Here is a 25,209-nt window from a genome sequence, read left to right as displayed (position 1 = left end):
TCAGGGCGCGGCGGGCAGAAGGCCCGCGATGCCGTACAGCGCGGCCAGCTCGCGCAGGCGCGGCGACAGGCCCTTGACCGAGAACCCCCGGCCCAGCGCGCTGGATTCGCGCCGGCACTCGAGCAGCACCGCCAGCGCGGAGGAATCGAACTGGGCCAGCGCCGTGGCGTCGACCACGGTGGACGACGAATCGGTCTGGCCCTTGAGCCCCTGCTGCAGCATGCGCATGCAGGCAGGAGCCTCGTCGTGGGTGAGTCGGGAGGGAAGGACCAGCATGGCGTGCGCCCGTCAGCCCTTGCCGTTGCCCTTGTTGCGCGCGGCCAGCGCGGCAATCAGGCCATCGATGCCGCTCTTGTTGATTTCCTGCGCGAACTGGGTGCGGTAGGTGTCGACCAGCCACACGCCCAGCACATTCAGGTTGTAGACCTTCCAGCCGGCGCCCTGCCCCGGCGTCTTTTCGAGGCGGTAGTCCAGCTGCACCGGGTCGCCGCGGCCCTTGACCTCGGTGCGCACGAGCACGTCGGTGTCGGTGGGGGCGCCGCGGAACGGGCGGATGGTGACGGTCTGGTCACTCACCTGGTCGAGCGCGCCGGCGTAGGTGCGCACGAGCAGGGTCTTGAACTCGTCCTGCAGGCGCTTTTGCTGCTCGGGCGTGGCCTGGCGCCAGGCCGGGCCGACGGCCGAGGCGGTCATGCGCTGGAAGTTGACGTTGGGCATGATCTTGCTGTCGACCAGCAGCATGATCTTGTTGATGTCACCGGCTTTGATCGACGAGTCGGCCTTGATGGTCTCGAGCACGTCGGTCGACAGGCGCTTGACGAGCGCGTCGGGGGCTTCGTCGGCCGCGAATGCGCTCTGGTGCACGAAGGCGGTCGCGGCGCCGAACAGCAGCGCGCCGGCCAATGCCAGGCGGCCCAGGTCGCGTCGTTGCAGCAAGATCTTGTTGTTCATGGTGAGTCCCTCAGGTTGAATTGTCTTCCCTGCACGGTGCAGCCAATGGCTCCGTGCTGAGACAGGAACGGTTTCGACAGGCGCCAGGCCGACCGGGTTCCTGAAGCGGAGGTGAAGCCTTGCAACCGGATGCAAGCAGGACCACCCCGTCCGCCCTCTTTTGCCGTCACTTGCCGGCGTTGTCGTCGTCCGGCGGGTTGCCGTCGTAGACCTGGTTGCGGCGGCGCTGCAGGAAGGCATCGCGCGTGAACGAGTACTTGTCGAGCGCGGCTTCGTCGAGCAGGCGGGTGGCCCCCAGGTAGCGCGAACGGGTGTCCACGACACGCAGGCCCGCCAGCGAATTACGCCAGGCGATGTCGTGGATATGGCCCTGCGCATCGCCGTACATGTCGAGCGGCCGGGCGATCGTGTCGCGCAGCGTGGAAGGGCCGAGCAGCGGCAACACGACGTACGGACCGGCGCCCACGCCCCAGTAGCCCAGCGTCTGGCCGAAGTCTTCCTCGTGGCGCGGCAGGCGCGCCTCGGAGGCAACGTCGAGCAGGCCGCCCAGGCCGAAGAAGGTGTTGACGTTCAGCCGCATGAAGGTCTCGGCGCTGTTCTGCAGCTTGAGCTGGGCCACGTTGTTGGCCAGGCTCCAGATGTCACCGAGGTTGCTGAAGAAGTTGGTCACGCCCTGGCGCACCAGCGAGGGCACCACGTTCTGGTAGGCAGTGGCCACGGGCTCCAGCACGGCTTCGTCGACGGTGTCGTTGAAGCGCGTCATGCCGCGGTTGTACGGCTCGAAGGGGTCGGTCGGGCTTGCGCCGGATCCGGTGGCGCATCCGGCCACGAGGGCGAAACCGACGGTGGCGGTGGCCCAACGGGCGGAGCTAGCTACACTTTTAATAGCAGTCGACGAAAAAAGTCGTGTGGTCATTTCTTGTTGGCTGTTCCCGGCGCCGTATTCCCCTCGGCGGCCTTGCTGTACAGGAACTGGCTGATCAGGTTCTCCAGCACCACGGCCGATTGGGTCGCGGTGATGGTGTCGCCGGCTTGCAGGTTCTTTTCCTCGGCGCCCGCCTCGATGCCGATGTACTGCTCGCCGAGCAGGCCACTGGTCAGGATCTTGAGCGAGCTGTCCTTGGGAAAACTGTAACGGTTTTGCAGCGCCAGCGTCACATCGGCCTGAAAGGCCTTGTCGTTGAACGCGATGGATTCCACACGACCGACCACCACGCCAGCGCTCTTGACCGCGGTCTGGGGCTTGAGCCCGCCGATGTTGTCGAAACGCGCGGTGACCGTGTAGGTCTTCTGGAAGTTCAGGCTCAACAGGTTGGCCGACTGCAGCGCCAGGAACAGCAAGGCGGCGCCGCCGATCAGCACGAACAGGCCGACCCAGATGTCGTTGGTGGAACGTTGCATGGTTTGCACTCTCTGTCTAGAACGATGGGGCCGGGGCCCCTTTAGATACTGAACATCATGGCGGTGAGCAAGAAATCGAGCCCCAAGACCGCCAGCGACGCCATCACCACGGTCCGCGTGGTGGCGCGCGACACGCCCTCGGGCGTCGGCTGGGCCTCGAAGCCCTGCAGCAGCGCGACGAAGGTCACGGTGAAACCGAACACGATGCTCTTGATGACGCCGTTGCCGACGTCGCGCCAGACATCGACGCCGCCCTGCATCTGGCCCCAGAACGCGCCCGGGTCGACGCCCAGCATGAGCACGCCCACGACATAGCCGCCCATGATGCCGACCGCGCTGAACACGGCCGCCAGCAGCGGCATGGTGATGACGCCGGCCCAGAAGCGCGGCGCGAGGATGCGCTGCACCGGATCGACCGCCATCATTTCCATGGCGCTCAACTGCTCGTTGGCTTTCATGAGGCCGATCTCGGCCGTCAGCGAGGTGCCGGCCCGGCCGGTGAACAGCAGGGCCGCCACCACGGGACCGAGTTCGCGCACCAGGCTCAGCGCCACCAGCAGGCCGAGCGCCTCGGACGAGCCGTAGCGCTGCAGCGCGTAGTACATCTGCAGCCCGAGCACGAAGCCCACGAACAGGCCCGACACGCCGATGATGGCGAGCGAGTAGTTGCCCAGGAAATGGATCTGGTCGCGCACCAGCCCGAAGCGCCGCATGATCTGCGCGCCCGGGCCGAGCAGGCGCAGGAACAGCTTGGCCGCATGGCCCATGTCGGCCAGTTGGCTGCGCACGGCAAAGCCGACGTCGGCGGGCTTCCACCAGGTCATGAACGCCCTCCTTCCCTGTTCCCGAAATCGTCTTCGATACTGACGCCCGGATAGTGGAAGTGCACCGGCCCGTCAGGCAGCGCATTGACGAACTGATGCACCAGCGGATCGACGCTCTCGCGCACCTCGTCGGGCCGCCCCTGCGCGGCGATGCCGCCGTTGGCCAGGATGATCACGTGGTCCGCGATGCGGAAGGTTTCCTCGAGGTCGTGCGACACGATGATGCTGGTGAGGCCGAGCGCGTCGTTGAGCTGGCGGATCAGCCGCGCGGCCGTGCCCAGCGAGATCGGGTCGAGCCCCGCGAAGGGTTCGTCGTACATCACGAGGTCGGGGTCAAGCGCGATCGCGCGCGCCAGTGCCACGCGCCGCGCCATGCCGCCCGACACCTCGCTGGGCATCAGGTCGCGCGCACCGCGCAGGCCGACGGCGTCGAGCTTCATGAGCACGATGTCGCGCACCAGCGCTTCCGACAGCTGCGTGTGCTCGCGCAATGGGAACGCCACGTTGTCGAACACGCTGATGTCGGTGAACAGCGCGCCGAACTGGAACAGCATGCCCATGCGACGCCGCGCCGCATACAGCGTCGAAACATCGAAGCGGCCGACGTCCTTGCCATCGAACAGCACCTCGCCGCGTTGCGCACGTTGCTGGCCGCCGATCAGGCGCAGCACGGTGGTCTTGCCACCACCCGACGCCCCCATCAGTGCCGTCACCTTGCCTCGCGGCACGGAAAACGACACGCCGTCGAGGATCGCGCGCGCGCCGTAGCCGAACGAGACATCGCGGAATTCGACGAAGGAGGAAGACGGTGGTGTGGCTGGGTCCATCACAATAAAAAAGCCGGGCGCCTTCTCAGGCATCCCGGCATGCGGTTTCCGCGGATGATAACGGGGCCGCGAACGGCGCCGCTTCAAATGAAACAAAAATCAGCGCGGTAAGTCGCTGAATCCCATCAAAAATTCGTCGACCGAACGCGCCGCTTGACGGCCCTCGCGAATTGCCCACACCACCAGCGATTGGCCGCGGCGAATGTCACCTGCGGCGAACACCTTGGGCACATTGGTGGCGTAGCCGCCGATGAAGTCGACCGTGGCGCGCGCGTTGCCGCGGGCGTCCTTCTCGACACCGAAGGCGTCGAGCACGGTGGCCACGGGGCTGATGAAGCCCATGGCCAGCAGCACCAGGTCGGCCTTGAGGATCTGCTCGCTGCCGGCCACTTCCTGCATCTTGCCGTCCTTCCACTCGACGCGCACGGTCTTCAGGCCGGTGACCTTGCCCTTCTCGCCGATGAATTCCTTGGTCGAGATGGCGAACTCGCGCTCGCAACCTTCTTCGTGGCTGGAGCTGGTGCGCAACTTGATCGGCCAGTAGGGCCAGGTCAGCGGACGGTTCTCTTCTTCCGGCGGCTGCGGCATCAGTTCGAACTGCGTGACGCTCACGGCGCCGTGGCGGTTGCTGGTGCCCACGCAGTCGGAGCCGGTGTCGCCGCCGCCGATGACGATGACGTGCTTGCCTTCGGCGCGCAGCTGGCCCTTGACCTTGTCGCCTGCGTTGACGCGGTTCTGCTGCGGCAGGAACTCCATCGCGAAGTGGATGCCGTCGAGATCGCGGCCGGGCACCGGCAGGTCGCGCGACTGCTCGGCGCCGCCGGTGAGCACCACGGCGTCGAAGTCTTTCTGCAGCTGCTCGGGCGTGACGGTTTCCTTGGCCAGGTTGGTCACCTTGGAGCCCTTGCCCAGCGGGTCTTTCGCAGCACCGACCATCACGCCGGTGCGGAAGGTCACGCCTTCGGCCTTCATCTGCTCGACGCGGCGGTCGATGTGCGACTTCTCCATCTTGAAGTCGGGAATGCCGTAGCGCAGCAGGCCGCCGACGCGGTCGTTCTTCTCGAACAGCGTGACATCGTGGCCGGCGCGCGCCAATTGCTGCGCGGCGGCCATGCCGGCCGGGCCGGAGCCCACCACGGCGACCTTCTTGCCGGTCTTGTGCTTGGCGACGCGCGGCGCCACCCAGCCTTCGTCCCAGGCGCGGTCGATGATCGCGTGTTCCAGCGACTTGATGCCGACCGCGTCGTCGTTCACGTTGAGCACGCAGGCCGCCTCGCAGGGCGCGGGGCAGATGCGGCCGGTGAACTCGGGGAAGTTGTTGGTCGAGTCGAGCACCGCGAAGGCGTTCTGCCAATCGTCGCGGTACACGAGGTCGTTGAAGTCCGGAATGATGTTGTTGACCGGGCAGCCGCTGTTACAGAACGGCGTGCCGCAGTCCATGCAACGTGCGCCCTGCACCTTGGCCTGGTCGGTGTTCAGGCCGACGACGAATTCCTTGTAGTGCTTGACGCGCTCTTCGACAGGCTTGTAGCCCTCTTCGATGCGCTCATGCTCCATGAAGCCGGTGATTTTTCCCATCGTGCTTTCCTCTGTTCTTCGTATCTATGGCGCGCTCAGACGGCGGCCGTGGCGGGCGCGGCCAGTGCGTGCGGCTCGAGGCCGACGTGGGCGTTGTTGCCGCTGCTGGCCAGCTCGACCTGGCGGTCGTGCAATTCGGCCAGGGCGCGCTTGTACTCGTTCGGGAACACCTTGACGAACTTGGTGCGCGACTCGGCCCAGTTGTCGAGCAGCTCGCGCGCGCGCTTGCTGCCCGTCCAGCGGTGGTGCTCTTCGAGCAGCTTCTTGAGCTGCGCTTCGTCGGTCTCGCCGCCGTGCCAGATCTTGCGATGCACGCTGGCGGTCTGCTCGGCCGAGGTGAGCACCTTGTCGAGCGACACCATCGAGAGGTTGCAGCGCGAGGCGAACTGGCCGTCTTCGTCATAGACGAAGGCGACGCCGCCGCTCATGCCGGCCGCGAAGTTGCGGCCCGTCTTGCCGAGCACGGCCACCGTGCCGCCAGTCATGTATTCGCAACCGTGGTCGCCGGTGCCTTCGATGACCGCCGTGGCGCCCGACAGGCGCACCGCGAAACGCTCGCCGGCCACGCCGCACAGGTAGGCCTCGCCGGTGGTCGCGCCGTACAGCGCGGTGTTGCCGACGATGGTGTTGCGCGCGGCTTCACCGCGGAAGTCGAGGCTGGGGCGCACCACCACGCGGCCGCCCGAAAGGCCCTTGCCGGTGTAGTCGTTGGCGTCGCCGATCAGGTACAGCGTGATGCCGCGTGCCAGGAAGGCGCCGAACGACTGGCCGCCCGTGCCTTCGAGCTGGATGCGGATCGAGTCGTCGGGCAGGCCCTGCGGATGCACCTTGGTCAGCGCGCCCGAGAGCATCGCGCCCACCGAGCGGTTGACGTTGCGTGCCACCTCGATGAACTGCACCTTCTCGCCCTTGTCGATGGCGGGACGCGACTTCTCGATGAGCTTCACGTCCAGGGCGCGCTCGAGGCCGTGGTCCTGGTTCTCGACATGGAAGCGCGGCACGTCGGCCGGCACGGTCGGCAGCGCGAACAGGCGGCTGAAATCGAGGCCCGATGCCTTCCAGTGCTCGATGCCCTTGCGCATGTCGAGCAGGTCGGCGCGGCCGATCAGGTCGTCGAACTTGCGGATGCCCAGCTGGGCCATGATCTGGCGCACTTCTTCCGCGACGAAGAAGAAGTAGTTGACGACGTGCTCGGGCTTGCCCGAGAACTTCTTGCGCAGCACCGGGTCTTGCGTGGCCACGCCCACCGGGCAGGTGTTCAGGTGGCACTTGCGCATCATGATGCAGCCCTCGACCACCAGCGGCGCGGTGGCGAAGCCGAATTCGTCGGCGCCCAGCAACGCGCCGATGGCGACGTCGCGGCCAGTCTTCATCTGGCCGTCGGCCTGCACGCGGATGCGGCTGCGCAGGCGGTTGAGCACCAGCGTCTGCTGCGTCTCGGCCAGGCCGATTTCCCACGGGCTGCCCGCATGCTTGATCGACGACCAGGGCGAAGCGCCCGTGCCGCCGTCATGGCCGGCGATCACGACGTGGTCGCTCTTGCACTTGGCCACGCCTGCAGCGATGGTGCCGACGCCGATTTCGCTCACCAGCTTCACGCTGATGCTGGCGTGCGGCGCGGTGTTCTTCAGGTCGTGAATGAGCTGTGCGAGGTCTTCGATCGAGTAGATGTCGTGGTGCGGCGGCGGCGAGATGAGGCCCACGCCCGGCACGGCATAGCGCTGCTTGCCGATGTACTCGGTGACCTTGCCGCCGGGCAGCTGACCGCCCTCGCCCGGCTTGGCACCTTGCGCCATCTTGATCTGGATCTGGTCGGCCGAATGCAGGTACTCGGCCGTGACGCCGAAGCGGCCCGACGCGACCTGCTTGATGCGCGAACGCAGCGAGTCGCCGTCGTTCAGCGGCAGGTCGACCTCGACGTTGGCCGCGCCGATCACGCTCTTGAGCGTGTCGCCCTGCTTGATCGGGATGCCCTTGAGTTCGTTGCGGTAACGCGCGGGGTCTTCACCGCCTTCGCCCGTGTTGCTCTTGCCGCCGATGCGGTTCATGGCAATGGCGAGCGTGGCGTGCGCCTCGGTGCTGATCGAGCCCAGCGACATCGCGCCGGTGGCGAAGCGCTTGACGATCTCGGCGGCGGCTTCGACCTCGTCCACCGGGATGGCCTTGGCCGGATCGATCTTGAACTCGAACAGGCCGCGCAGCGTGAGATGGCGGCGGTTCTGGTCGTTGATGAGCTGCGCGTATTCCTTGTACGTGTTCCAGTTGTTGGAGCGCGTGCTGTGCTGCAGCTTGGCGATGGCGTCGGGCGTCCACATGTGCTCTTCGCCGCGGGTGCGCCAGGCGTATTCGCCGCCGGCGTCCAGCATGTGGGCGAGCACGGGGTCGTCGCCGAAGGCGGCCTTGTGCATGCGGATGGCTTCTTCGGCGATCTCGAAGACGCCGATGCCTTCCACGCGGCTGGCCGTGCCGGTGAAGTACTTGTTCACCGTCTCGGTGTTCAGGCCGATGGCTTCGAACAGCTGGGCGCCGCAGTAGCTCATGTAGGTGCTGACACCCATCTTCGACATGATCTTCGACAGGCCCTTGCCGATGGCCTTGACGTAGTTGTAGACCGCCTTGTCGGCGCTCAGGTCGCCCGGCAGGTCGGCGTGCATGGCCGCCAGCGTTTCCATGGCGAGGTACGGGTGCACGGCTTCGGCGCCGTAGCCGGCAAGCACGCCGAAGTGATGCACTTCGCGCGCCGAACCGGTCTCGACCACGAGGCCGGCGGTGGTGCGCAGGCCCTCGCGCACGAGGTACTGGTGCACGGCCGACAGCGCCAGCACGGCGGGGATCGCCACTTGCGTCGGGCCCACGCCGCGGTCGCTCACGATCAGGATGTTGTGGCCGCCCTTGATGGCGTCGACCGCTTCGGCACACAGCGAAGCCAGCTTGGCTTCGACGCCTTCATCGCCCCAGCCCAGCGGGTAGGTGATGTCCAGCACGTAGCTCTTGAACTTGCCTTGCGTGTAGCGGCCGATGTCGCGCAGCTTCGCCATGTCGGCGAAGTCGAGGATGGGCTGGCTCACTTCGAGCCGCATCGGCGGGTTGACCTGGTTGATGTCCAGCAGGTTCGGCTTGGGGCCGATGAAGGACACGAGCGACATCACGATCGCTTCGCGGATCGGGTCGATCGGCGGGTTCGTGACCTGCGCGAACAGCTGCTTGAAGTAGTTGTACAGCGGCTTGTTCTTGCTGGAGAGCACGGCCAGCGGGCTGTCGTTGCCCATGGAGCCGATGCCCTCTTCACCGGCCTGCGCCATCGGGCTCATCAGGAACTTGATGTCTTCCTGGGTGTAGCCGAAGGCCTGCTGGCGGTCGAGCAGCGCGACCTGGCTCACGGGGATCGCGGCGGGCTCGGCCTTGACGCTGTCGAGCTTGATGCGCAGGTTCTCGATCCACTGCTTGTAGGGCTTGCTGTTGGCGAGGGTGGCCTTGACCTCCTCGTCGTCGATCATGCGGCCCTGCTCCAGGTCGATCAGGAACATCTTGCCGGGCTGCAGGCGCCACTTGCGAACGATCTTCTGCTCGGGCACGGGCAGCACGCCCGACTCGGAGGCCATGATGACCAGGTCGTCGTCGGTCACGCAGTAGCGCGAGGGACGCAGGCCGTTGCGGTCGAGCGTGGCGCCGATCTGGCGGCCGTCGGTGAAGACGATGGAGGCCGGGCCGTCCCACGGCTCGAGCATGGCGGCGTGGTACTCATAGAACGCGCGGCGGCGCGTGTCCATGGTGGCGTGCTGTTCCCAGGGCTCGGGAATCATCATCATCACGGCCTGGCTGATGGGGTAGCCGGCCATCGTCAGCAGCTCGAGGCAGTTGTCGAAGGTGGCGGTGTCGGACTGGCCGGCGAAGCTGATCGGGTAGAGCTTCTGCAGGTCGGCGCCCAGCACGGGCGACGACATCACGCCTTCGCGCGCCTTCATCCAGTTGTAGTTGCCCTTGACCGTGTTGATTTCGCCGTTGTGAGCGACATAGCGGTACGGGTGGGCCAGCGGCCACTCGGGGAAGGTGTTGGTCGAGAAGCGCTGGTGCACCAGGCCCAGGGCCGAGACGCAGCGCTTGTCCTGCAGGTCGAGGTAGTAGGTACCGACCTGGTCGGCCAGCAGCAGGCCCTTGTAGACCACGGTGCGGCTGGACATGCTCGGAACGTAGTATTCCTTGCTGTGCTTGAGCTTCAGGCGCTGGATGTTGGCGCTGGCGGTCTTGCGGATCACGTACAGCTTGCGCTCCAGCGCGTCCTGCACGATCACGTCGTTGCCGCGGCCGATGAAGATCTGGCGCAGCAGCGGTTCCTTTTCGCGCACGGTGGGCGACATGGGCATGTCGCGGTTGACCGGCACGTCGCGCCAGCCCAGCAGCACCTGGCCTTCGGCCTTGATGGCGCGTTCCATTTCCTGCTCGCAGGCTTCGCGCGAGGCGTGTTCCTTCGGCAGGAAGATCATGCCGACGCCGTATTCGCCGGGCGGGGGCAGCGTGACGCCCTGCTTGGCCATTTCTTCGCGGTACAGCAGGTCGGGCAGCTGGATCAGGATGCCCGCGCCGTCGCCCATCAGCTTGTCGGCGCCGACAGCGCCGCGGTGGTCGAGGTTCTCGAGGATCTTCAGGCCCTGCAGCACGATGGCGTGGCTCTTCTCGCCCTTGATATGGGCGACGAAGCCGACGCCGCAGGCATCGTGCTCATCGGCACCGGAATACAGACCGTGTTCTTGGAGGTGTTGAATCTCGGCAGCCGTCGTCATGGCGCGCTCCTTCAGTTTTCGCAGGGAAAGGGAGCATATTGCGATGCACAAAGAATGCCAAACACTTTAATAGGGGTCAGATCCCCATTAAATCTTGAGTTTTCTTGTCAGAATTAAATTAGGGACATATTAAAAACAGCAGCACGATGCCCAACAAGGGCGCGGCTTTCGGCCGCTTTCAGTCCGGATCTTTGGCGGGCGCAGGCGGCCGGCCGGCCTTGGCCTTGATCACGCGGCGCTCGGTGGACTTCTGCAACGTATCCAGAAAACCGTCGTCGCCGGCCGCCCAGCCGCGCAAGGTGGCCTCGGTCAGGGCCTGCTGATCGGCCGCGCGAACCCCGCCACGCACCAGTTCGGCATACGCCGCCTCCCGCGCGAAGGGCGTGTTGCCGAGTTCCCAGTACAGCGGATGCGGTGTCAGCAGCCGGTCCTGCCGCAGGCCGGCGTAGTGGCCGTGGCTGGACCACGGGAAGTCGCGCGCCTCGGCGACCATGCCGGCGCGCACCGGGTTCAGGTCGATGTAGGCCATGCAGGTCAGCAGGTAGCGCTCGGTCTGGATCAGGGTCGATCTGTAGCGTCCTTCCCACAAGGTGCCGCTGCGGCCGTGGCGGTCGTTGAAGTAGCGCACGTAGCTGCGCCCGACCGACTGCATGAACTGCGGCAGGCCCGTGGCACTGTCCGGCGTGGCCAGCAGGTGAAAGTGGTTGTCCATCAGCACGTAGGCGTGCAGCGCGATGCCGAAGCGCGCGGCGTTCTCGGCCAGCAGGCCGAGCAGCTTCTCGTGGTCGGCACGGTCCACGAAGATCGGCTGGCGGTTGTTGCCGCGCTGGATCACGTGGTGCGGCATGCCAGCCAGCGTGAGACGGGGGAGACGGGCCATGGTGACGATGGACGACGCCGTCCGAATACTCAGTCCGTCAGGCGGAAGCGCGTATCGCCCAGCGTGTCGAGCCCGAACTGCGCCAGCAGCTCGCGCAGCCGCGTCGCCGCACTCGCCTTGCGCTGGCCGGTGTAGCGCGCCAGGATCAGCTCGTTCTTCATGCTGTGCTCCCAGCCGACCAGCTCGGTCACGGTGACGCTGTAGCCGTTGGCTTCCAGGTACAGGCAGCGCAGCACGTTGGTGAGCTGGCTGCCGATCTCGCGCGTGTGCAGCGGATGGCGCCACAGCTCGGCCAGCGGCGTGCGCGACAGGGCCAGCGCCTTGGTCTCGCGCAGGCAGGCCGCCACTTCGGCCTGGCAGCAGGGCACGAGCACCATGCAGCGCGCCTTCTTGGCCAGGCCGAAGGCGATGGCGTCGTCGGTGGCGGTGTCGCAGGCGTGCAGCGCGGTGACCACATCGATCTGCGCCGGCAGCTCGCTCGCCTGCGCCGACTCGGCCACAGTGAGGTTCAGGAACGACATGCGCCCGAAGCCCAGCTGCTGCGCCAGCGCGCGGGAGCGCTCGACCAGTTCGCTGCGCGTCTCGATGCCGTAGACATGACCGCCCTGCCGCGCGCGGAAGAACAGGTCGTAGATGATGAAGCCGAGGTACGACTTGCCCGCCCCGTGGTCGGCCAGCGTTGCCTCGGCGCCCTCGCCCGGCAGCTCGCGCAGCAGCTGCTCGATGAACTGGAACAGGTGGTAGACCTGCTTGAGCTTGCGCCGCGAATCCTGGTTGAGCCGGCCTTCGCGCGTGAGGATGTGCAGTTCCTTGAGGAGCTCGACAGACTGGCCCGGCCGCAGGACTTCGGCCAGCTCGGCCTCGGCCTTCGCAGCCTTGTTGGTGGGGTGGGCTTTCGCGGGACGGGGCATGGTGTTCTTGTTGTTCATGGCGTGGCGCTTCCCGGGCCGACATCGAGCGCGGTCCAGCCGTCGGGGCCCAGGGCTTCAAGCGTCTCGATGTTGCGCTCGAAGATCGCCTCGGCCTCGGGAAAGGCCTCGACCGCGCGGTCCACGCTGTCTTCGCGCAGCAGGTGCAGCGTGGGGTACGGCGCGCGGTTGGTGGCGTTGGTGATGTCGTCGGCCTCGGTGCCGGCGAACTGGAAATGCGGATGGAAGCTGGCGAGCTGCAGCACGCCGTCGAAGCCCGCGCGGGCGAGCTTGCGCTCGGCGCGTTCGGTGAAATCGTTGAAGTCGAGAAAGTCCGCCAGCGCGTGGGGGACGATCAGCAAGGTGGTGTCGCGCACCTCGGCATCGAGCGCCACGAGCGCGCGGGCCTCGGCCAGCAGCGCATCGATGAGGCGGCCTTCGTGGGTGTCGAGGTAGGTGAGGTAGTGGATCTGGCCCTTCACATGCACCGCCTTGGCGAAGGGGCACAGGTTGAGGCCGATCACGGCGCGCTCGAGCCAGCGCCGGGTGTCGGCTTCGGCCTGCGCGGCGTCGATGACCGTCGGGTCGCTCATGCCGTGGCCTCCGTCAGTCGGCGGATGCGCCCGAGGCGCGCGGCGACCGCCATGCCGGCGAGCGAACAGGCCAGCGTGGCGGTCCAGGTCCAGTGCCAGCCACCGACGCGGTGCGCCAGCCAGGCCACCGCCGGCGGCGCCAGGAACTGGCCGAGCGACGACGCCTGCTGCATCAGGCCGACGGTGGTCGAGACGGTGCTCGGCCCCGGCGCCAGCCGCACGCCCAACAGGAACAGCGTCGCCGGCACCATGCCGCCGCCGAGCGAAAAAGCGCAGATCGCGGCATAGCGCAGCGCGGGCGGCAGGCCCAGCGCCTCGGCGCCGGCGCCCTGCCCCACCTGCGCGAAGGCGGCGACACCGCCCAGCGCCATGGTCAGGAAACCCCACTGCAGCAGGCGCTCGGGCGCCACGCCGCGCTGCAGCCAGCGGCCGCCCATGAGGTTGCCGACGATGTTCATCGCCGCGGCCAGCGCGGTCAGCACTGCGCTCCAGGCGGCCGGCACTTTCGCGTCGGCATAGATCGCGGGCAGGAAACCGATCACGGCCATCCACTGCGACGAGTACACGGCGAAGGTCAGCGCGACCAGCCACGGCGCACGCGCGCCGACCGTCTCGCGCAGCCGCGACGCCCAGCCGGACGATGCGGGCTGCAGGCTCGCGCCGGCCGTGCGGGGCCGGTCGCGCGGCACCGCCAGCCACACCCAGAGTGCCGCTCCCGCCGACACCAGCGACAGTGTCCACCACCAGTCGGCCCATCCGCCCCACCCGATCAGGGCCGGGCCGATAAGCAGCGCCAGCGCCACGCCGAGCGGCATGTAGGCGCCCCACAAGCCCAGCGCGGCCTTGTCGGCGCCCGCCGGCGTCAGTGCGCGGATGAGTCCCGGGCCAGGCATCACCGCCATCAGGAAGCCGATGCCTTCGGCCGCACGCAGCACGAACAGCCACAGCACCGCGTGAGACCCGCCCAGCAGACCGGCACCGACGGCGCCCCCGAGCAGGCTGGCCGTCGTCAGCACCGCCAGCCCGACCAGCATGCTGCGCCGCAGGCCGATGGAGTCTGCGGCGAGCCCAGCCAGCAAGCCGAGCGTCATGCTCGCGACCTGGACCAGCGACAGCAGGAAACCCGCCTCGACCAGGTCGATGCCCAGCGACGCCTGCAGCGCCGGCACGGCGGGCGGCAGCTTGCCCAGGTGCAGCGCGGCACTGACACCGCCCAGCACGACGGCGAAGGCCGCGGCCGGCACGCGGGCCGACGCGCTGTTCGAGCGCACGGCCGCCGTCATGCGATGCCCCGGCGGCCGGTCAGCCGTTCGTGCTCGCGCATGGCGAAGCGGTCGGTCATGCCGGCGATGTAGTCGGCCACGGCGCGATGGCGGTCGCGGCGTTCCGCGAACGACGCGGGCATCTCGGTGCCGCGCGCCAGGTAGGCGTCGAACAGCCCGCGCACGACCTCGCTCGCCTGGTCGGTGGTCTGCGTGACCTGCGGGTGGCGATAGAGATTGCGGAACAGGAACTGCTTGAGCGCCTCCGACTGCGCCTGCATGACGCCGCTGAAGGCCACCAGCGGCGGCGCTTGGCGCACGGCGTCGGCATCGACGGGGCCCAGCGCCTCGATGGCCGCGCGCGTCGTGTCGATCACGTCGTAGACCTGCGCGCTGAGCATGCGGCGGATGGTTTCATAGAGCACGCGCCGGCCTTGGCCCTGCAGGTGCGGATGCTCGGCCAGCGCTTCGCGGCGGTAGCGTTCGAACAGTTCGACGTCGGCCAACTGCTCGACGCTGATCAGGCCCGAGCGCACGCCGTCGTCGATGTCGTGCGCGTTGTAGGCGATGGCATCGGCCAGGTTGCACAGCTGTGCCTCCAGCCCCGGCTGCGTGCGGTCGAGAAAGCGACGGGCCACGCCCTGCGGCTCGGCCGCCTCGATGCGCTCGGCGTTGGCACGCGAGCAATGCTTGAGGATGCCTTCGCGGGTCTCGAAGCTGAGGTTCAGGCCGTCGTACTGCGGGTAGCGGTGCTCCAGCGCATCGACCACGCGCAGGCTCTGCAGGTTGTGCTCGAAACCGCCGTGCTCGGCCATGCAGGCGTTGAGCGCGTCCTGGCCCGCGTGGCCGAAGGGCGTGTGGCCCAGGTCATGGGCCAGCGCGATCGCCTCGACCAGGTCTTCGTTGAGCCGCAGCGCGCGCGCGATGGAGCGGCCCAGCTGCGCGACTTCGAGCGAATGCGTGAGCCGCGTGCGGAACAGGTCGCCCTCGTGGTTGAGGAACACCTGGGTCTTGTAGACCAACCGGCGGAAGGCGGTGGAATGGACGATGCGGTCGCGGTCGCGCTGGAAGGCGTCGCGCGTGGGCGCGGGCGGTTCCGCGTGGCGCCGTCCACGCGAGCGCGCCGGATGGCAGGCGTACGCCGCAAGGCTCATGCCACGCAGCACTGCGCGAGCACGTCGCGCACCATCGCGTCGGGCGCGCTGCGCACGACGGCGGAGCCGGGTCGGTCGATCACCACGAAGCGGATCTCGCCGGCTTCCGACTTCTTGTCGACGCGCATCAGCTCGAGGTAACGCTCGGCGCCCAGCGCCGGCCCCACGGTGGGAAGACCGGCGCGCTCGATCAGGCGGGTCAGTCGTTCGACGAAGGCCGCGTCGACGCCGCCGAGCCGCTGCGACAGCTGCGCCGCCATGACCATGCCGCAGCCGACGGCTTCGCCGTGCAGCCACTCGCCGTAGCCCAGGCCCGACTCGATGGCATGTCCGAAGGTGTGGCCGAAATTGAGGATGGCACGCAGGCCGGTCTCGCGCTCGTCCTGGCCGACCACCAGCGCCTTGATCTCGCAGCTGCGCTTCACGGCATGGGCCAGCGCGGCCGGGTCGCGCGCCACCAGCGCCTCGATGTTCGCTTCGATCCAGTCGAAGAAAGCCATGTCGTAGATCGGGCCGTACTTGATGACCTCGGCCAGGCCGGCGCTGAGCTCGCGCGGGGGCAGCGTCTGCAGCGTGTCCAGGTCGCACAGCACGAGCTGCGGCTGGTAGAACGCGCCGATCATGTTCTTGCCCAGCGGGTGGTTGATGGCCGTCTTGCCACCCACCGAGGAATCGACCTGCGCCAGCAGCGTGGTCGGCACCTGCACGAAAGGCACGCCGCGCATGTAGCTGGCGGCCGCGAAGCCGGTCATGTCGCCCACCACCCCGCCACCGAGCGCGAACAGCACCGTCTTGCGGTCGCTGCCGTGACCCAGCAGGGCGTCGAAGATCAGGTTGAGCGTCTCGAGGTTCTTGTACGCCTCGCCGTCGGGCAACTCGAGCAGGTGGACCGTGCGAAAGCGCTCGGCCAGCACGGTCCGCAAGGCCTGCGCGTAGAGCGGTGCCACGGTGGTGTTGCTGACGATCAGCGCGCTGGCGGCTGCGGGAACGACACCGAAGCTGGCAGGGTCTTCCAGCAGGCCACCGCCGATCAGGATCGGGTAGCTGCGCTCGCCGAGCTGGATCTCGACGCGTTCGGGCTTTGGCGGGGCGGAAAGTGCGGGCGAAACAGACAGGGACATGGCCGCGAGTTTAGGCGCTCGGGCCTGCCGGGGTCAGTCCGAGGGCTCTTCCGGATGGGCGCCGGGTTCGACCACCCCGGCCAGCTCGAGCTGCATCACGATGAGGTTGACCAGCACCGCGATCGACGGCCGGCCGGTGTCGACCACGTCATGGGCCGTTTCCCGGTAGAACGGGTCGCGTGCATCGTGCAACTCGCGCAGCCTGCCGAGCGGGTCGGCCACCTGCAGGAGCGGGCGCTTGACGTCGTGGCGCAGGCGCCGGAACAGGTCTTCGGGCGAGGAACGCAGGTAGATGACGTGGAAATGGCCGCGCAGCTGCTGGCGGTTGGCCTCGCGCAGCACGGCGCCGCCACCGGTCGCCAGCACGCCGTGGGGGTGGGCGGCCAGGTCGGCGATGACCGCCTGCTCGATGTCGCGGAAGGCGGCTTCGCCCTCGCGATCGAAGAAATCACGGATCGTGCAGCCGATGCGCTGCTCGACCACGTGATCGGTGTCTATGAAGGGAGTGTTCAGCCGAGCGCCCAGCCGCCGGCCCACTGCGGACTTTCCGGCGCCGGGCAACCCGACAAGTGCGACCGCCACGCGGTGGCTGCTACGCCTGCGCGTCAGCGCGCGGCGTTGCGGTCGGTAATCATCTTCGGGGTGATAAAGACGAGCATTTCGGTCTTGTTGGCAACGCGTTCGCGCTTGCGGAACAATGCCCCCATGTAGGGGATTTCACCCAGCACCGGCACGCGCGATTCGTCATTGGTTTCGGTGAGCTCGAAGATACCACCGATGACCACCGTGCCGCCGTTCTCGACCAGCACCTCGGTCTGCACGTGCTTGGTGTTGATGGCCGGGCCCGCCGAGGTGTTGACGCCGCGGGCGTCCTTGCTCACGTCCAGCGTCAGGATGATGTTGCCTTCGGGCGTGATCTGCGGCGTGACTTCGAGCTTGAGCACCGCCTTGCGGAACGAGATCGACGTGGCGCCGCTGGAGGTGGCCTGCTGGTAGGGGATTTCCTCACCCTGCTCGATCAGCGCCTTGGTCTGGTCGGCCGTGATGACGCGGGGGCTCGAGACCAGCTTGCCCTTGCCATCGGCTTCAAGCGCCGAGATTTCGAGGTTCAGCATGCGCGACAAGCTCGAGTTGAACAGCGAGATTGCGAAGGTGCCGGCCGAGTTGCCGGTGCCGCCGGCATCGCCTGCGGGCAGGTTGATGAAGTTGGAGTTGGTCCAGGTGGCTGCTGCGGCGCCGACGCCACCGGTGGTGGTGGTGGGCATGACGCCGAAGGTGCCGTATGCCGGATTGCCGTTGGCCGACGCGACGCGTTCGCGGGAGATGCCGCCGCCCATCCGCACGCCGAGCGACTTGCCGAAGGTGTCCGAGGCTTCCACGATCCGCGCTTCGATCAGCACCTGGCGGACGGGAATGTCCAGCTTCTGGATCAGGTCGGTGACCTGCGCCAGACGCGAGGGAATGTCGGACACGAACAGCTGGTTGGTCCGCGATTCGGCGATCACGCTGCCGCGGGGGCTCAGGATGCGCGAGGTCGCGCCGCCGCCACCACCACCGCCGCCACCCGCCGATGCACCAGTCCCCGTCAGGCCCTGTGCAATCGCAATGGCCTTCGTGTAGTTCAGCTGGAACGACTGCGTGCGCAGCGGCTCCAGGTTCTCGATCGCCGCCTTGGCTTCGAACTCGAGCTTTTCCTTGGCGTTGATCTCGTCCTTGGGCGCGATCCACAGCACGCTGCCGTTCTTGCGCATGCCCAGGTTCTTCGCCTGCATGATGATGTCGAGCGCCTGGTCCCAGGGCACATCCTTCAGCCGCAGTGTCAGTGCGCCGCTGACCGAGTCCGAGGTCACGATGTTGAAGTTCGTGAAGTCGGCGATCACCTGCAGCAGCGAGCGGATCTCGATGTTCTGGAAGTTGAGCGACAGTTTCTCGCCGTTGTAGCCGACGCCTTGCGTGAGCTTGCTCGGGTCGACCTTGCGTGCGCGGACCTCCACCACGAACTGGTTCTCGCTCTGGTAAGCGCTGTGCTCCCAGTCGCCCTTGGCATCGATCGTCATGCGCACCCGGTCGCCCGACTGCTGCGAAGTGATCAGCTGCACCGGCGTGCCGAAGTCGGCCACGTCGAGGCGGCGGCGCAGGCCTTCGGGCAGCGTCGACTTGGTGAACTCCACCACCAGGCTCTTGCCCTGCTGCTTCACATCGACGCCGACCTGGTTGTTCGGCAGGTCGACCAGCACGCGACCGGTGTTATCAGCGCCCAGGCGGAAATCGACATCGCGCAGCGGCAGCGTGTCGCGATTGCGGTTCTCGGCGAAAGTGGTCGCCGCGGAAGCGACGAGTGCGGTGCCAGCCACCGGCTCGAGCACCACCAGCAGCGACTTGCCCTGGATCTCGGCCTTGTAGGCCGTGGCCTGCTTCAGGTTCAGCACGACCCGGCTGCGATCGCCGGCCTGCACCACATTGACAGATCGCAGGTTGCCCTGGTTCACCTCGATGGCCGAACGCCCGATGGCGTTCGTCACGCCCGGGAAGTCCAGCGCGATGCGCGCCGGCGTCTGCACCGAGAACCCGGCGGGCACGGCGGTGAGCGGCTGCGCCAGGTCGATGCGGATCACTTCCGCGCCCGACTGGGTCGAGCTCGTCACCGACTCGATCGCGTTTTGCGCATGGGCGACGGCCAGGGCACCGAAAGCCAGCAGACCCAGCCCGGCGGCGCGCAGCCACTGTGCCATCGTTGATTTTTTATGGTTCATTTCGCACTCTCTTGCAACTGCAGCGTGGCTACGCGTTCGATCCATTCGCCCGCGGCGTCCTGCACGATCTCGCGCAGGGCAACTTCGGTTTCGTTGATACGGGTGATGCGCCCGTAGTTGAGCCCCAAGTACTCGCCGACGCGCACCTTGTAGAGCAGCTTGTCCACACGCACGAGCGCCACCGGCTGGCCGTTGCGGTTCATGCTGCCGACCATCGCCATCGTGTCGAGCGGGAACGCTTCGAGGGCTTCCTTGCGGCGCGCCAGTTCCGGCGCGATCAGCTCGGAGGTGCTCGGCTGGTTCGACTCCCGGCGCAGCGCCTGGGTCAGCTTCAGCATGTTGAAGGGCTCGAACGACGACGCCTCGGTGTAGGCCTGCGGCGTGAACTTCTTGGGTTCGGAGATCGGCGGCACCGAGGGCTTGATCTGGGCGCGCTGCTCGACCATCCAGCGCTGCAGGTCTTCCTGGTCGGAATCGCCGCAGGCGCTCAGGCCCAGCGTGGCCAGTGCCAGCCACAGGACTTTGGCGACCGGCTTCATTTCTTCGCCTTCGGCGCCGTGGCGCGTTTCTGGGCGGCCCGCTCGTCTTCGTCGAGGTAGCGGTAGGTGCGCGCGGTGGCGTCCATCGTCAGCACGTCCTTGTCCTTCTGCGGTGTGACGGTCACGTTGTTGAGCGTCACGATGCGCGACAGGCTGGCCACGTCGGCCGCGAAGGCACCCATGTCGTGGTAGCGGCCCGTGACGCGCACGGCGATCGGCAGCTCTGCGTAATAGTCCTTGACCGACACCTGGCCCGGACGGAACAGTTCGAACTGCAGGCTGCGGCCGAGGCCGGCCTGGTTGATGTCCGAGAGCAGTGCGTCCATTTCCGCCTTGCTGGGCAGTTGCTTCTCGAGCAGGATCACGTACTGCTGCACCTGCTCGCGCTGCTTCTTCAGCAGGTCGAGGTTGGCGGCTTGCGCCACTTTCTTCTGGTAGTCGGTCCGGAGCGTGACTTCCTTGGCGCGCTCGGCTTCGAGCTCGTCATTGGAGTTCGTGAGCCAGACAAACCACAGGCCCGCCAGCACCAGCGCGGACACGGCCAGGCACAGCGCGTAGCGCGGCACCGCCGGCCACATGGAAGGATCGTTCGGATTCAGTCCGCGGAACTGGTCGCCGAAGTTCCGCAGTGCGGTGGCGACGTCGACTTTGGGGAGGGATCGGTTGCTGATGGCCATGATCGATTACCCCTTCGCCTGCGCCTTGGCGGCCAGGGCCTTCTCGGCCTCCGCCTTCTGCGCATCGGTGGGCCGCTTGAGGCCGATGCGCATCGTGAAGTTCGCCACGCGGCGCTGGTCGCGCTGGCTCAGGTTCACGTTGGCCGAGGTGATTTCGACCAGCTCGGGCTTCACCAGCCAGGGGCTGTTGTTGCCGAGGTTGCGCAGCAGTTCCGACACGCGCTCGTTCGACTGCGCCATGCCTTGCAGGGTCACGGTCTGGTTCTCCTGCTTCATGCTGGTGAGGTAGACGCCGTCGGGCAGTTGCCGGACGAGTTCGTTGAGCAGGTGCACGGGCAGGTTGCGGTCGCCTTGCAGGTCTTCCACGGCCAGCTGGCGCGCGCGCAAGGCTGCGATTTCTTCCTGCAGTGTCGAGATTTCCTTGATCTCGACTTCGAGCTTCTTGATCTCGGCCTGAAGGAAACCGTTCTTCGATTGCTGCGCCGAAATCTGGGCCTCGAACCACAGGTAACCGAGGCCGGCGATCAGGGCGCCCAGCAGCGCGGCACCACCCAGGGTGCCGTAGAAAGCCTCGCGGCGGCGCTTGCGCGCGGCTTCGCGGTGCGGAAGCAGATTGATCAGGATCACTGCAGGAACCTCCGCATGGCCAGGCCGCAGGAGGTCAGATAGGAAGGCGCCTCACGGCGGACCTTCTTCTCGCGAATGCTGGGGCCGAAGTCCATGCCGTCGAACGGATTCACGAGCGAGCAGGCGAAAGAGGTCTGGCGGGTCACGGCATTGGTCAGCCCCGGCAGCGACGACGATCCGCCCGCCAGCAGCACGTAATCGACGCGGTTGTGCGGCGTGCTGGTGAAGAAGAACTGCAGCGCCCGCGCAATTTCCTGCGCGATGCTCTCGACAAAGGGCTTGAGCACGCCCGAGCCGTAGTCGTCGGGCAGGTCGCCGCTGCGCTTCTTGGCTTCGGCTTCCTCGGCGGAAAAACCGTACTGGCGCACGATCAGCTGGCTCAATTGAGCGCCGCCGAAGGCCTGGTCGCGGTCGTACAGCACCTCCTGGTTGCGCAGCACCTGCATGCTGGTCGTGAAGGCACCGACTTCGAACAGCGCCACGATGGCGTCCACGCCCTTGCCCGGCAGTTGCTCGATCAGGCGCGCGGTTGCGAGGCGCGAGGCATACGACTCGACGTCGAGGATCATGGCCTTCAGGCCCGCGGCTTCCGCCAGGCCCTCGCGGTCCTGCACCTTCTCCTTGCGGGAGGCGGCGATCAGCACTTCCACGTCGCCGACGGAGGTCGTGCTCGGCCCCGTTACGCAGAAGTCGAGGCTCACTTCATCGAGCGAGAACGGGATGTACTGGTTGGCTTCGGATTCGACCTGGATCTCGAGCTCCTGCTCGCTCATGCCGCCCGGGAGAATGATCTTCTTGGTGATGACCGCCGAGGGCGGCAGCGCCAGCGCCACGTTGCGGGTCTTGGTGCCGCTCTTGCGCACGACACGGCGCACGGCTTCGGCGACTTCGTCGAATTTCTCGACGTTGCCGTCGGTGATCCAGCCGCGTTCGAGCGGTTCGATGGCGCAGCGCTCCAGGACCAGCTTGCCGCTGGCCTCACGGCCGAGCTCCACCAGCTTCACGCTGGACGAACTGACGTCCAGTCCCAGCAGGGGGGCGTTCTGACGACGAAACAATGATCCAAGAGCAGCCAAGTTAGGTCCCTCTCCCCCTGTTATTTGTAACCAATGGAAAAATATGCGTTCGGTTGCATGCTAGCAGCAGGCACAGCGCCCACCAAGCGTGCAGAAAGCCCGGAACCGACAACCGTTGTCAAAACGTGACGTCAAAGCCGCATTCTGTAACTTTCTGCTTAGCCCCTGGAGAGGGAATGCGCGAGGTAACAAAGATCCGGAGGCGCCGAGGGGGCGGCTTTTTATAATGTCCGGTGACTCTCCGGGCCCCCATGCAAGAAACTTCCAGCCCGAAAGGGCGCGCCAAGACTCCTCCACCCGAACGCCCCTTCTGGCTGAAATGGCTGTTGCGTTTCGTGTTCTGGGGGGCGGGCATCGCTGCGGCGGGCCTGCTTTCCATCCTGTGCGTGGTGGCCGTGGCCCTGGCAGTGGCCTATCCCAACCTGCCGGACATCTCGGAACTCTCCGACTACCGACCCAAGCTGCCGCTGCGCGTGTTCTCCGCCGAAGGCACGCAGATCGGCGAGTTCGGGGAAGAGCGGCGCAACCTCACCCCCATCGCCGCGATCCCCAAGGTCGTGAAGGACGCTGTCCTCGCCGCCGAAGACGCCCGCTTCTATGACCACGGCGGCGTCGACTACAAGGGTCTGGTCCGCGCCGGCCTCGCCAACCTGAACCGCGTGAAGAGCCAAGGCGCCTCCACCATCACGATGCAGGTGGCCCGCAACGTCTACCTGAGTTCCGAGAAGACGCTGACCCGCAAGATCTACGAGGTGCTGCTGACCTTCAAGCTGGAGCACCTGCTCACGAAGGACCAGATCTTCGAGATCTACCTGAACCAGATCTACCTGGGCAACCGCGCCTACGGCTTCGCGGCCGCTTCCGAGGCCTACTTCGGCAAGCCGCTGTCCGAGATGACGATCGCCCAGGCCGCCATGCTGGCCGGCCTGCCGAAGGCACCCGGCGCCAACAACCCGGTCAACAACCCGCAGCGCGCACGCGGGCGCCAGTTCTACGTGATCGACCGCATGCAGGAGGCCGGCTTCATCACCGCCGAGCAGGCGGCCGAGGCCAAGAAGGAAGAGCTGCACCTGCGCGACGCCGCCGACCCGAACCGCCTGCACGCCGAGTACGTGGCGGAAACCGTGCGCCAGCTGATGTACGCCCAGTACGGCGACAGCACCTACACGCGCGGCCTCAAGGTCTACACCTCGCTGGTCGCCGCCGACCAGGCCGCGGCCTACAAGGCCCTGCGCAAGGGCATCATGGATTACGAGCGCCGTCAGGTGTACCGCGGCCCGGAGAAGTTCATCGACCTGCCGAACGACCCCAAGGAGCTCGACGAAGCGGTGGACGACGTGCTGAACGACCACCCCGACAACGGCGACGTGATGGCGGCCGTGGTGCTCAAGGCCACGCCCAAGGAAATCCAGGCCATCCGCGCCAACGGCGACGCCGTGCAGATCACGGGCGACGGCCTCAAGCCCGCGCAGTCCGGCCTGTCGGACAAGGCACCGCCCAACATCAAGATCCGCCGCGGCGCCGTGATTCGTGTCGCCAAGACGCCCAAGAACACCTGGGAAATCACCCAGCTGCCCGAGGTGGAAGGCGCGTTCGTGGCCATGGACCCGCGCGACGGCGCCATCAAGGCACTGGTCGGCGGTTTCGACTTCGGCAAGAACAAGTTCAACCACGTCACGCAAGCGTGGCGCCAGCCGGGCTCGAGCTTCAAGCCCTTCATCTACTCGGCGGCGCTCGAAAAGGGCTTCACCCCCGCCACCGTCATCAACGACGGCCCGCTGTTCTTCGACGCCGGCACCACCGGCGGCCAGCCCTGGGAGCCCAAGAACTACGGCGGCGGCTTCGACGGTCCGATGTCGATGCGCACGGCGCTGATGAAGTCGCGCAACCTCGTGTCGATCCGCATCCTGCAATCCATCGGCACGCGCTACGCGCAAGACTGGATCACCAACTTCGGCTTCGACAAGGACAAGCACCCCGCCTACCTCCCGATGGCGCTCGGTGCCGGTGCCGTCACGCCGATGCAGATGGCGGTGGGCTATTCGGTGTTCGCCAACGGCGGCTACCGCGTGAATCCGTACCTCGTGACCCGCGTCACCGACCACAAGGACCGCGTGCTGGTCGACGTCCAGCCGCCACTGCTCAACGAAGCGTCGCGCGCCATCCCGCAGCGCAACGCCTTCATCATGGACACGCTGCTGCAGTCCATCACGCGCGCCGGCACGGCCGCGAAGGCGCAGGCGATGCTCAAGCGCCCCGACCTCTACGGCAAGACCGGCACCACCAACGACTCGCTCGACGCCTGGTTCGCGGGCTTCCAGCCCACCATGACGGCGATCTCGTGGATCGGCTACGACACGCCGCGCAACCTGGGCGACCGCGAAACCGGCGGTGGCCTGAGCCTGCCGATCTGGATCAACTACATGGAAACCGCCCTCAAGGGCGTGCCCGTGACCGACCTGTCGACCACGCCGCCTTCAGGCATCGTGAGCGTCGGCGGCGAGTGGTACTACGACGACTACGCGCCGGGCCGCGGCGTGTCGAGCCTGGGCGTGGAATCCTCCGCGCCGGTGGCCCCGGCCGAAGCCCTGAGCGGCCCGGCGATCAGCGCGCCTGCGCCACCCGAGGAACGCAACCGCATCCTCGACCTGTTCAGGAACTGATCGAGAAAGACAGAGCGGCGGCTCAGGCCGCCGCGAAGACCAGCGGCTGCCCCGCCTGCAGGGTCGCCTCGCGCGACAGGTTGCCGAAGAATTCTTCCCCGGTCTTGGTGTCCACCCACATCCGGCCGTCGTGCCGGTAGTGGTAGCCGCCGGAGCGTGCCGCCAGCCAGATTTCCTGCAGCGGCTTCTGCAGGTTCACGATCAGCTGGCTGCCGTTGCGAAACGACATCGTGATCATCCCGCCGACCCGCTGGTTGTCGATGTCGGCGTCGGTCGCGTCGTTGATGCGGTCGCAGCCCTGCTCGATGGCAGCAAGCGCCGCCTCGGCGCGGTCCATGTACTCGGTGTCGGTCATTACAATTTCAGCATGTTGAATGTTCGCCAAATTCTAGTGAGCGCTCGCGCCCGCACCGCGCTCATGGTCTGCCTTGCCGCCAGCGCGGCCGGCCTTGCGGCGTGCGGACAGCGCGGCGCGCTCTATCTGCCGACCGATCCGGCGGCCGCCCAGCGCGCCACCTTGCCCCAATTGCTCACCCCCGGCGGCTCCAAAGCCTCCGACAACGAAGCGGCCCCCAAGCCCGCCGCAGCCAGCAG

Annotated in this window: 23 protein-coding genes; 2 read left to right on the top strand and 21 right to left on the bottom strand. The window is 67.0% G+C overall.

What is annotated here, in order from left to right:
• The 20 genes from AC07XP_RS19620 to AC07XP_RS19525 form a co-directional block, all read right to left on the bottom strand.
• The gene (locus AC07XP_RS19620) at window positions 1-276 is read right to left on the bottom strand and encodes an STAS domain-containing protein (protein WP_062471718.1); all 276 of its coding nucleotides are present in this window, start codon (window positions 274-276) and stop codon (window positions 1-3) included.
• A gap of 12 nt (window positions 277-288) precedes the next feature.
• Window positions 289-951, bottom strand: coding sequence for an MlaC/ttg2D family ABC transporter substrate-binding protein (locus AC07XP_RS19615; protein WP_062471721.1), 663 nt, complete (start codon window positions 949-951; stop codon window positions 289-291).
• A gap of 166 nt (window positions 952-1,117) precedes the next feature.
• The gene (locus AC07XP_RS19610) at window positions 1,118-1,867 is read right to left on the bottom strand and encodes an MlaA family lipoprotein (protein WP_070059937.1); all 750 of its coding nucleotides are present in this window, start codon (window positions 1,865-1,867) and stop codon (window positions 1,118-1,120) included.
• On the bottom strand, window positions 1,864-2,352 hold the full coding sequence (gene mlaD / locus AC07XP_RS19605; RefSeq protein WP_062471729.1) for an outer membrane lipid asymmetry maintenance protein MlaD: 489 nt from the start codon (window positions 2,350-2,352) through the stop codon (window positions 1,864-1,866). Before mlaD ends, AC07XP_RS19610 begins: the two co-directional genes overlap by 4 nt.
• A 41-nt stretch (window positions 2,353-2,393) precedes the next feature.
• The gene (gene mlaE / locus AC07XP_RS19600; protein ID WP_062471733.1) at window positions 2,394-3,176 is read right to left on the bottom strand and encodes a lipid asymmetry maintenance ABC transporter permease subunit MlaE; all 783 of its coding nucleotides are present in this window, start codon (window positions 3,174-3,176) and stop codon (window positions 2,394-2,396) included.
• Window positions 3,173-4,036 (bottom strand): ABC transporter ATP-binding protein, encoded by an 864-nt coding sequence (locus tag AC07XP_RS19595; RefSeq protein ID WP_495265600.1) that lies wholly within the window; start codon window positions 4,034-4,036, stop codon window positions 3,173-3,175. The genes mlaE and AC07XP_RS19595 overlap by 4 nt, the downstream gene beginning before the upstream one ends.
• 66 nt (window positions 4,037-4,102) lie before the next feature.
• Window positions 4,103-5,581 carry a glutamate synthase subunit beta gene (locus tag AC07XP_RS19590; protein WP_495265599.1) on the bottom strand — a complete coding sequence of 493 codons (1,479 nt, stop codon included), beginning with the start codon at window positions 5,579-5,581 and terminating at the stop codon, window positions 4,103-4,105.
• Window positions 5,582-5,616: 35 nt separating this feature from the next.
• Window positions 5,617-10,362: a glutamate synthase-related protein gene (locus AC07XP_RS19585; protein WP_095949872.1), complete on the bottom strand. Its 4,746-nt coding sequence runs from the start codon at window positions 10,360-10,362 to the stop codon at window positions 5,617-5,619.
• 178 nt (window positions 10,363-10,540) lie between these two features.
• A complete protein-coding gene (locus AC07XP_RS19580) occupies window positions 10,541-11,242 on the bottom strand; it encodes a transposase (RefSeq protein ID WP_070059940.1) in 702 nt (233 codons plus the stop codon).
• A gap of 29 nt (window positions 11,243-11,271) precedes the next feature.
• The gene (locus AC07XP_RS19575) at window positions 11,272-12,153 is read right to left on the bottom strand and encodes a class I SAM-dependent methyltransferase (protein ID WP_095747452.1); all 882 of its coding nucleotides are present in this window, start codon (window positions 12,151-12,153) and stop codon (window positions 11,272-11,274) included.
• A 14-nt stretch (window positions 12,154-12,167) separates the two neighbouring features.
• Window positions 12,168-12,743 carry a DUF1415 domain-containing protein gene (locus tag AC07XP_RS19570; protein ID WP_354347914.1) on the bottom strand — a complete coding sequence of 192 codons (576 nt, stop codon included), beginning with the start codon at window positions 12,741-12,743 and terminating at the stop codon, window positions 12,168-12,170.
• A complete protein-coding gene (locus AC07XP_RS19565) occupies window positions 12,740-14,026 on the bottom strand; it encodes an MFS transporter (protein ID WP_495265598.1) in 1,287 nt (428 codons plus the stop codon). Before AC07XP_RS19565 ends, AC07XP_RS19570 begins: the two co-directional genes overlap by 4 nt.
• Window positions 14,023-15,159, bottom strand: coding sequence for a deoxyguanosinetriphosphate triphosphohydrolase (locus AC07XP_RS19560; protein ID WP_495265597.1), 1,137 nt, complete (start codon window positions 15,157-15,159; stop codon window positions 14,023-14,025). Before AC07XP_RS19560 ends, AC07XP_RS19565 begins: the two co-directional genes overlap by 4 nt.
• A complete protein-coding gene (gene aroB, locus AC07XP_RS19555; protein WP_495265596.1) occupies window positions 15,156-16,280 on the bottom strand; it encodes a 3-dehydroquinate synthase in 1,125 nt (374 codons plus the stop codon). Before aroB ends, AC07XP_RS19560 begins: the two co-directional genes overlap by 4 nt.
• A gap of 33 nt (window positions 16,281-16,313) precedes the next feature.
• Entirely contained in the window at window positions 16,314-16,862 is a 549-nt protein-coding gene (locus AC07XP_RS19550) for a shikimate kinase (RefSeq protein ID WP_495265595.1), read from the bottom strand.
• Between the two features lie 23 nt (window positions 16,863-16,885).
• The gene (locus tag AC07XP_RS19545) at window positions 16,886-19,033 is read right to left on the bottom strand and encodes a type IV pilus secretin PilQ (RefSeq protein ID WP_495265594.1); all 2,148 of its coding nucleotides are present in this window, start codon (window positions 19,031-19,033) and stop codon (window positions 16,886-16,888) included.
• Window positions 19,030-19,572, bottom strand: coding sequence for a pilus assembly protein PilP (locus tag AC07XP_RS19540; RefSeq protein WP_070059946.1), 543 nt, complete (start codon window positions 19,570-19,572; stop codon window positions 19,030-19,032). The genes AC07XP_RS19545 and AC07XP_RS19540 overlap by 4 nt, the downstream gene beginning before the upstream one ends.
• A complete protein-coding gene (locus tag AC07XP_RS19535) occupies window positions 19,569-20,249 on the bottom strand; it encodes a type IV pilus inner membrane component PilO (RefSeq protein ID WP_070059947.1) in 681 nt (226 codons plus the stop codon). Before AC07XP_RS19535 ends, AC07XP_RS19540 begins: the two co-directional genes overlap by 4 nt.
• A gap of 6 nt (window positions 20,250-20,255) precedes the next feature.
• On the bottom strand, window positions 20,256-20,876 hold the full coding sequence (locus tag AC07XP_RS19530; protein ID WP_070059948.1) for a PilN domain-containing protein: 621 nt from the start codon (window positions 20,874-20,876) through the stop codon (window positions 20,256-20,258).
• The gene (locus tag AC07XP_RS19525; protein WP_062471776.1) at window positions 20,873-21,952 is read right to left on the bottom strand and encodes a pilus assembly protein PilM; all 1,080 of its coding nucleotides are present in this window, start codon (window positions 21,950-21,952) and stop codon (window positions 20,873-20,875) included. The genes AC07XP_RS19530 and AC07XP_RS19525 overlap by 4 nt, the downstream gene beginning before the upstream one ends.
• 251 nt (window positions 21,953-22,203) lie before the next feature.
• On the opposite strand from AC07XP_RS19525, the gene AC07XP_RS19520 reads away from it, so the two are divergent.
• Window positions 22,204-24,615, top strand: coding sequence for a penicillin-binding protein 1A (locus AC07XP_RS19520; RefSeq protein WP_169805026.1), 2,412 nt, complete (start codon window positions 22,204-22,206; stop codon window positions 24,613-24,615).
• Window positions 24,616-24,637: 22 nt separating this feature from the next.
• Here AC07XP_RS19520 and cyaY read toward each other — a convergent pair whose 3' ends face one another.
• Window positions 24,638-24,970 (bottom strand): iron donor protein CyaY, encoded by a 333-nt coding sequence (cyaY, locus tag AC07XP_RS19515; RefSeq protein WP_495265593.1) that lies wholly within the window; start codon window positions 24,968-24,970, stop codon window positions 24,638-24,640.
• 12 nt (window positions 24,971-24,982) lie between these two features.
• Here cyaY and lptM point away from each other — a divergent pair.
• A partial coding sequence (gene lptM, locus AC07XP_RS19510; protein WP_495265592.1) for an LPS translocon maturation chaperone LptM occupies window positions 24,983-25,209 on the top strand: 227 nt, incomplete at its 3' end.

It is taken from the genome of Variovorax sp. GW531-E2 (assembly GCF_059423125.1).
The sequence above is the reverse complement of the archived record's forward strand: the minus strand, read 5'-3'. Positions and strand labels throughout refer to the sequence as shown.

What these genes read in the sequence shown, in the direction of transcription:
- AC07XP_RS19620 (WP_062471718.1), bottom strand. Translation starts at nt 276, where the DNA reads ATGCTGGTCCTTCCCTCCCGACTCACCCACGACGAGGCTCCTGCCTGC.
- AC07XP_RS19615 (WP_062471721.1), bottom strand. Translation starts at nt 951, where the DNA reads ATGAACAACAAGATCTTGCTGCAACGACGCGACCTGGGCCGCCTGGCA.
- AC07XP_RS19610 (WP_070059937.1), bottom strand. Translation starts at nt 1,867, where the DNA reads ATGACCACACGACTTTTTTCGTCGACTGCTATTAAAAGTGTAGCTAGC.
- mlaD (WP_062471729.1), bottom strand. Translation starts at nt 2,352, where the DNA reads ATGCAACGTTCCACCAACGACATCTGGGTCGGCCTGTTCGTGCTGATC.
- mlaE (WP_062471733.1), bottom strand. Translation starts at nt 3,176, where the DNA reads ATGACCTGGTGGAAGCCCGCCGACGTCGGCTTTGCCGTGCGCAGCCAA.
- AC07XP_RS19595 (WP_495265600.1), bottom strand. Translation starts at nt 4,036, where the DNA reads ATGCCTGAGAAGGCGCCCGGCTTTTTTATTGTGATGGACCCAGCCACA.
- AC07XP_RS19590 (WP_495265599.1), bottom strand. Translation starts at nt 5,581, where the DNA reads ATGGGAAAAATCACCGGCTTCATGGAGCATGAGCGCATCGAAGAGGGC.
- AC07XP_RS19585 (WP_095949872.1), bottom strand. Translation starts at nt 10,362, where the DNA reads ATGACGACGGCTGCCGAGATTCAACACCTCCAAGAACACGGTCTGTAT.
- AC07XP_RS19580 (WP_070059940.1), bottom strand. Translation starts at nt 11,242, where the DNA reads ATGGCCCGTCTCCCCCGTCTCACGCTGGCTGGCATGCCGCACCACGTG.
- AC07XP_RS19575 (WP_095747452.1), bottom strand. Translation starts at nt 12,153, where the DNA reads ATGCCCCGTCCCGCGAAAGCCCACCCCACCAACAAGGCTGCGAAGGCC.
- AC07XP_RS19570 (WP_354347914.1), bottom strand. Translation starts at nt 12,743, where the DNA reads ATGAGCGACCCGACGGTCATCGACGCCGCGCAGGCCGAAGCCGACACC.
- AC07XP_RS19565 (WP_495265598.1), bottom strand. Translation starts at nt 14,026, where the DNA reads ATGACGGCGGCCGTGCGCTCGAACAGCGCGTCGGCCCGCGTGCCGGCC.
- AC07XP_RS19560 (WP_495265597.1), bottom strand. Translation starts at nt 15,159, where the DNA reads ATGAGCCTTGCGGCGTACGCCTGCCATCCGGCGCGCTCGCGTGGACGG.
- aroB (WP_495265596.1), bottom strand. Translation starts at nt 16,280, where the DNA reads ATGTCCCTGTCTGTTTCGCCCGCACTTTCCGCCCCGCCAAAGCCCGAA.
- AC07XP_RS19545 (WP_495265594.1), bottom strand. Translation starts at nt 19,033, where the DNA reads ATGAACCATAAAAAATCAACGATGGCACAGTGGCTGCGCGCCGCCGGG.
- AC07XP_RS19540 (WP_070059946.1), bottom strand. Translation starts at nt 19,572, where the DNA reads ATGAAGCCGGTCGCCAAAGTCCTGTGGCTGGCACTGGCCACGCTGGGC.
- AC07XP_RS19535 (WP_070059947.1), bottom strand. Translation starts at nt 20,249, where the DNA reads ATGGCCATCAGCAACCGATCCCTCCCCAAAGTCGACGTCGCCACCGCA.
- AC07XP_RS19520 (WP_169805026.1), top strand. Translation starts at nt 22,204, where the DNA reads ATGCAAGAAACTTCCAGCCCGAAAGGGCGCGCCAAGACTCCTCCACCC.
- cyaY (WP_495265593.1), bottom strand. Translation starts at nt 24,970, where the DNA reads ATGACCGACACCGAGTACATGGACCGCGCCGAGGCGGCGCTTGCTGCC.